This window comes from Candidatus Magnetominusculus dajiuhuensis (genome assembly GCF_046044395.1).
GTDB lineage: Bacteria > Nitrospirota > Thermodesulfovibrionia > Thermodesulfovibrionales > Magnetobacteriaceae > Magnetominusculus > Magnetominusculus dajiuhuensis.
Window position 1 is genome coordinate 2,576 of record NZ_JBJUSG010000137.1, and the last position, 6,672, is coordinate 9,247.

General features: G+C 46.7%; 3 protein-coding genes. 2 read left to right on the forward strand and 1 reads right to left on the reverse strand.

The window, feature by feature from the left end:
• The coding region (locus AB7D94_RS14745; RefSeq protein ID WP_420266721.1) for a beta strand repeat-containing protein at positions 1–4,294 on the reverse strand (4,294 nt) is incomplete at its 3' end.
• A gap of 591 nt (positions 4,295–4,885) precedes the next feature.
• On the opposite strand from AB7D94_RS14745, the gene AB7D94_RS14750 reads away from it, so the two are divergent.
• Both AB7D94_RS14750 and AB7D94_RS14755 read left to right on the forward strand, forming a co-directional pair.
• Positions 4,886–5,830, forward strand: a complete 945-nt coding sequence (locus AB7D94_RS14750; RefSeq protein WP_420266722.1) for an aldo/keto reductase — start codon at positions 4,886–4,888, stop codon at positions 5,828–5,830.
• A 92-nt stretch (positions 5,831–5,922) separates the two neighbouring features.
• On the forward strand, positions 5,923–6,528 hold the full coding sequence (locus tag AB7D94_RS14755; protein WP_420266723.1) for a YceI family protein: 606 nt from the start codon (positions 5,923–5,925) through the stop codon (positions 6,526–6,528).
• The last annotated feature ends 144 nt before the right edge of the window (positions 6,529–6,672 follow it).

The following is a 6,672-nucleotide window of genomic DNA, read 5'->3' on the forward strand; positions in this document are numbered from 1 at the left end:
TAAATGTAACAGTACCTGTTGGAGAGTTGCCCGTAACAGTTGCCGTAAATGTGACTGACACGCCGTATATTGATGGATTCAGGGACGATGAGACGCCGGTAGTTGTTGGAGCAGGAGTAGGCGTCGCCGAATTGACAACCTGCGCTAATGTCGTCGAAAGCGAAGCAGAATTGTATGTATCCCCTCCGTAAACCGCCGTTATTGGGTGCGTGCCTGCCAAAAGAGAGGATGTGGAATATACGGCCCGTCCGCTTACAAGTGATGCGGTGCCAAGCGTAGCTGTGCCATCTTTAAACGTAACATCGCCTGTTGGAGATGTCCCTGTTACTGTGGCTGTGAAGGTTACAGATGTGCCGTACGTTGATGGATTTAGAGAAGAAGCAACGGTTGTGGTTGATTGTAACATATAAACTCCCATCCATAAGTCGCCTCCATTCACAGCGGCTGCCAGCCTCATGCCATTTGAACTTGATGCAATACTCTGCCAATAGTTGTTGCTGCCGTTTACATTACGAGCCGTCCATGTAGCTCCGCTATCCGTAGATGTCCATACATCTCCTCCAGAAACAACCGCAACAAGATTAGTGCCCGTTGAATCCGATGCCACACCCTGCCAATTTTTACTGCCACCATTTACATTACGAGCCGTCCATGTGGTTCCATTATCTGAGGATGTCCATATATCCCCTCCAGAAACAACCGCAACGAGCTTCGCGCCTGTTGAATCCGACGCTACACTGTACCAATAGTTACTGCCACCATTTACATTACGAGCCGTCCATGTGGTTCCATTATCTGAGGATGTCCATATATCCCCTCCAGAAACAACCGCAACAAGCTTCGCGCCTGTTGAATCCGACGCCACACTGTACCAATAGTTACTGCCACCGTTTACATTACGAGCCGTCCATGTGGTTCCATTATCTGAGGATGTCCAAGCATCCCCTCCAGAAACAACCGCAACGAGCTTTGCGCCTGTTGAATCCGATGCCACACCCTGCCAGTAGTTACTGCCATTGTTTACATTACGCGCCGTCCATGTGGTTCCACTATTTGAGGATGTCCATATATCTCCTCCAGAAACAACGGCAACCAGATTCGTGCCTGTTGAATCCGATGCCACACCCTGCCAATTGTTGATACCGCCACTTACATTACGCGCCATCCATAGGGTGCCGCCATTTGTTGATGTATATATATCTCCCCCGTAAACAACGGCAACCAGATTCGTGCCATCTAAACTCGCCGCCAAGCCAGACCAATAACTATTGCTGCTTGCATGACGCGGCTTCCATGTTGCTCCACGGTCAGTAGATGTCCATACATCCCCTCCATTTACAACAGCAACTATATGAGTGCCCGTTGAATCCGACGCTACACTCTGCCATGACTGGCTGCCAATGTTTAAACTCTGTGTCCAGTTGGTGCCGCTATTAGCAGACGTCCAAATACCTCCTCCATTATCATCAACGGCAACCAGATTAGTGCCTGTTGAATCCGACGCTACACTCTGCCAACTGTTGTTCCCACCGTTTACATTACGCGCCGTCCATGTGGTTCCGCTATTTGTTGATGTATAAATATCTCCCCCATAAACAACGGCAACCAGATTAGTGCCTGTTGAATCCGACGCCACACTCTGCCAATTGTTATTGCCGGTGTTTCCGCTAAGTGTCCAGGTTGCACCACTATCAGCGGACATCCAGATACCTCCGGAACCAATAGATTGTAATGGCCACGCTTCACCACTCTTTGATGCAACATCAACCAACTTCTTGCTGATTGGCCTTGCCCCACCACTGGACCAGGCAAGGGCAACCAGCTTTGTCCCGTCTGAACTTGATGCCACAGTCTGCCAACGACTACCAATGTTTACATTGCGTGGCTCCCATGTTGAGCCACTATCAGCGGACGTCCAGATATCTCCACCATAAACAATGGCAACCAGTTTAGTGCCTGTTGAATCCGACGCCACACTCTGCCAACTGTTGTTCCCGCCGTTTACATAACGTTCTGTCCATGTTGCCCCGCTATCAGCGGACGTCCAAATATCTCCAACATTTACAACGGCAACTAGTTTAGTGCCTGTTGAATCCGACGCCACACTCTGCCAACTGTTGTTCCCGCCATTTACATAACGCTCTGTCCATGTTGCCCCGCTATCAGCAGATGTCCAAATATCTCCAACATTTACAACGGCAACCATCTTTGTGCCGTCCAAGCTCGATGCTATGCTCTGCCAATAATTATTGTTTCCCGGCGCATGAGCCTCTGTCCAAGTCCAAACTGCCGGTGAACTTTGTGAAAATGTCGCGGTTACCGTACAGTTAGCGGTCACCGCTGCGGTTGTGTATGTGGTACCGGATAAACTACCACCGCTGCCGCAAGTGTCACTGACTAAAGCCGTATATCCTGTGTCCGGTATTACTGTGAATGCTGTAGTTGCACCGGACTCAACTATGCTTGATGGTGGACTTATTGCACCATTTACCCCTGCTGATGCGGTTACAGTATAGGTGGTTGGCATTACATCCGCTGTGAAGTCATTTCCAGTAAAGTTAGATTGGTTTAATGTCACACTACTGCTTGTTGGAGTGAATATGTAGCCGCTCAGGATTGGCGTTACTGTATATGATCCGGGAGAAAGTCCTGTAAGACTGTACGCTCCGTTGATGTCTGTAGTTGTTGTGCCAATAGCATCCCCGTTTAGTATTATTGTTACTCCACTTTGAGCACTCCCGTTTCGTGTAATTGTTCCTGATATTGCATAGGTTATGTCACCTGAAAAGTCATTCCCCGTAGAGTTAGCACCGCTTAAGCTCACGATTCTATTTAATGGATTGAATGTATAGCCGCTCAGTCCTGGCGTTACAGTATATGTTCCGTTATAAAGTCCTATAAAACTGTACACGCCGGAACTATTGGCATTTGTTGTGGCACTGACACCCCCTGTAAGGGTTATCGTTACTCCGCTTGCGTCAACTTCACCAAGATAAATTGTCCCTGATATTATATAGGTGTTTAGCGTCGCCGTAAAGTCATTTCCCGCAGAGTCAGCACCGCCTATAGTCACGCTTCTGTTTGATGGATTGAACGTATATCCGCTCATGCCCGGCGTTACAGTATACGCCCCGTAAGGAAGTCCTGTAAAACTATAAGTTCCGTTACTACCGGTAGTTGTCGTGGCGCTGATAGAACCTGACATTAACCTTGCTCCGCTGCCCTTTATAGATTTTACGACGTTGCCAGACTCGGTAAGGGTTACAGTCACTCCGCTTAGAGCACTCCCGCTTAGTGTAATTGTCCCCGAGATTGATGATGTTTGAACCCCTGTATAGATATCCCCACCAGATACAGCGGCGACGATTCTTGATCCGTTTGAGGAAGATGCTACTGCTACCCAAATTCTGCTGCCTGACGCGTTTGATTGCGTACTCCATGTAGCTCCATAATCGGTTGAGGTGTAAATATAGCCATTACTTTCAGCGGCAACGAGATATTGCCCTGTGGAATCTGACGCTACTGCTACCCAAATTCTGCTGCCTGACGCGTTTGATTGCGTACTCCATGTAGCTCCATAATCGGTTGAGGTATAAATATAGCCATTACTTTCAGCGGCAACGAGATATTGTCCGGTGAAATCTGATGCTACTGCTACCCAAATTCTGCTGCCTGATGCGTTTGATTGCGTACTCCATGTAGCTCCATAATCGGTTGAGGTATAAATATAGCCACCACTTACAGCGGCAACGAGATATCGTCCGGTGGAATCTGACGCCACTGCTACCCAAATTCTGCTGCCTGACGCGTTTGATTGCGTACTCCATGTAGCTCCATAATTGGTTGAGGTATAAATATAGCCACCACTTACAGCGGCAACGAGATATTGTCCGGTGGAATCTGACGCCACTGCTACCCAATTTCTGCTGCCTGACGCGTTTGATTGCGTACTCCATGTAGCTCCATAATCGGTTGAGGTATAAATATAGCCACCAATTACAGCGGCAACGAGATATTGTCCAGTGAAATCTGATGCTACTGCTACCCAATTTCTGCTGCCTGACGCGTTTGATTGCGTACTCCATGTAGCTCCATAATTGGTTGAGGTATAAATATAGCCATTACTTTCAGCGGCAACGAGATATTGTCCGGTGGAATCTGATGTTACTGATAGCCAAAGCCTGCTGCCTGCCGCCGCTTGATCAGTCCACGTACAGGAGGCATCCGCGTTGGTGCAAGTGACTAATAAGGCTATTGCTATATAAAATCCGACAAAGATATGCTTTTTACTCATCGTCCATTCCCTCCGTTATTAAAATGCCGGGGCATTGTTGCATTGGTTCAGGGCAAATTGAACAAAGCCCAATCACAAATGAGGTACTGTTAGATAAGTTATGGTCTGAAGTATCCAGAGATAAAAGCATCGGTTTTTGGGGCATCAGGGATCATTCATCTGGTTAAGGTTTTCGTAGGGTCAAACTTTAACCCACGGACCGCCAACAGTCCGATTAGTCCCAACAAGCCATCCCCCGACAGGTTGCTCTCCATCAGAGACCGTCCCCATTCGCCTCCTATCATCAGTTTAACATCTTTTCAACTTCACTACATTCTCAATTAACTTATGGTGGACCCATAGCAGTTTCAGCAATTTTACCATAATCATAAGCTGTGATGTCAATAGTGGACACTAAACTCCCCGGATGCTCCGATATTTCAATATCACTTGAAGTTAATTGCTATTGGCACTTAGCAACTCCGATGATTATATTCAACCAGCAAGAGAATGGAGAAATCAAGGACGCCAGGAACTCACGTTTATGTTAATGAATGAAACATGGTATTGTCAGAAGAATTTATGATATTATAAAGGTGCGTGAGGTAAGACATGAAAACAAGGCATTTCGGGGATACGGATCTTTACATAACGCCCATTACCTTTGGTGCGTGGGAGATAGGCGGGGAGCCTTTTTATAAGGACATGCCGGAGGATGACTCCATAGCGTTGATACGTGAGGCCTTTGAACTGGGCATTAACTTCTTTGATACTGCTCCGGTTTATGGCTTTGGCCATTCAGAGATTGTGCTGGGAAAGGCCATAAAGAAGTTTAGAGACAAGGTGGTTATCTCAACTAAATGCGGCTTGTGCTGGAAGGAAAACTCCATTGCGGCTATATATAAGGACACATCAAAGAAATCAATTCTTGAAGAGATTGATGATTCACGCAAGAGACTGGATACAGATGTCATAGACCTGTATCTCATCCACTGGCCTGATGACAATACCCCCATAGGGCAGACCATAGAAACGCTTGAAACTATTAAGGCACAGGGGAAGATAAAGTACTACGGCCTATCTAATTTCTCAACCGCCCAAATCAAAGAAGCCGCCATCTATGGCAAAGTATCTGCCCTGCAATCGCCCTATAGTATGCTGAACCTTAAACTGGAGAGGTCTGAGCTGCCATATTGTATAGAAAACCGCATAGGGGTTCAGGCATACTCGCCGCTTCACAGAGGTGTACTAACAGATAAGACTATTGAAGCGTTAAGAGAATCTGGTCAACCAGCTATTAACTGGATATTAGATTCCATGACCTCAGAAAAAACTCAACAAGTCCTTGACATAAAGGAAATCTCTAAGGGCTATGCCTGTTCTTTTGCGTCATTCGTAACTGCATGGACGATATCCCAGCCAGGTATAACCACCGCCATAATAGGTACAACAAAGACGCGGCATATCAAAGAAGCGGCAGATGGAACGAACATAACTATTAACACAGATGACACACTGGCTATCAGAAACATAATTAACGACAACCGGCAGGTATGACCTCTGACATCGTTAAAGTTAATACCGGCGGTAGTAAGGCTCAGCGGCTATAGGCGGCTGTTTTAGTATTGACACATAAGGAGGGTATAAACATGGGCAGAAATAAAATCAGCAAAAACATATGGTTATTTATCCTGACAGTCGTATTTGTGATTCCATCGCTTGTATCGGCGGCTACATGGGAGATAGACCCTGACCATACCACTATAGGTTTCTCCGTAAGACATATGATGGTGTCAAATGTTAAAGGTCTATTCAGCCACTTTTCAGGTAAGGCCGTCATAGACGACGCCGATATGACAAAGTCCTCGTTCTCGGCCACTATTGATACTTCATCTATTGACACCAAAATCGCAAAACGAGACACCCACCTGAAAAGCGCAGACTTCTTCGACGTGACCAAATTCCCTGACATGACCTTTGTCTCCAAAAAGGTTATACCTGAAGGAAAGGACCATATGAAGGTCATAGGTGACCTGACAATAAAAGGTACAACCAAAGAGGTCACACTTGAAGTTGACGGGCCGTCAACCGCCATGAAAGACCCGTGGGGAAATATGCGCAGAGGGGCTTCGGCAGCGGCTAAAATCAACCGTAAGGACTTTGGTCTTACATGGAACAAAGCGCTTGAGGCTGGCGGAGTTTTAGTCGGCGACGAAGTAACTATAAATCTGGAAGTCGAGATGATAAAGAAGTAAAGCCCCCGGAAAACAGCTATGTGAAAAAAAGGAGGCGGCATAGATAATTTAGTGTCCACTATTGACATCACAGCTCACCCTCCCGTTGCTTATCCCTATAACCGACATAGAGAAGCGAAAAGAGTTAAAAGCCCCCGTGCTTTA

What these genes read in the sequence shown, in the direction of transcription:
- AB7D94_RS14750 (WP_420266722.1), top strand. Translation starts at nt 4,886, where the DNA reads ATGAAAACAAGGCATTTCGGGGATACGGATCTTTACATAACGCCCATT.
- AB7D94_RS14755 (WP_420266723.1), top strand. Translation starts at nt 5,923, where the DNA reads ATGGGCAGAAATAAAATCAGCAAAAACATATGGTTATTTATCCTGACA.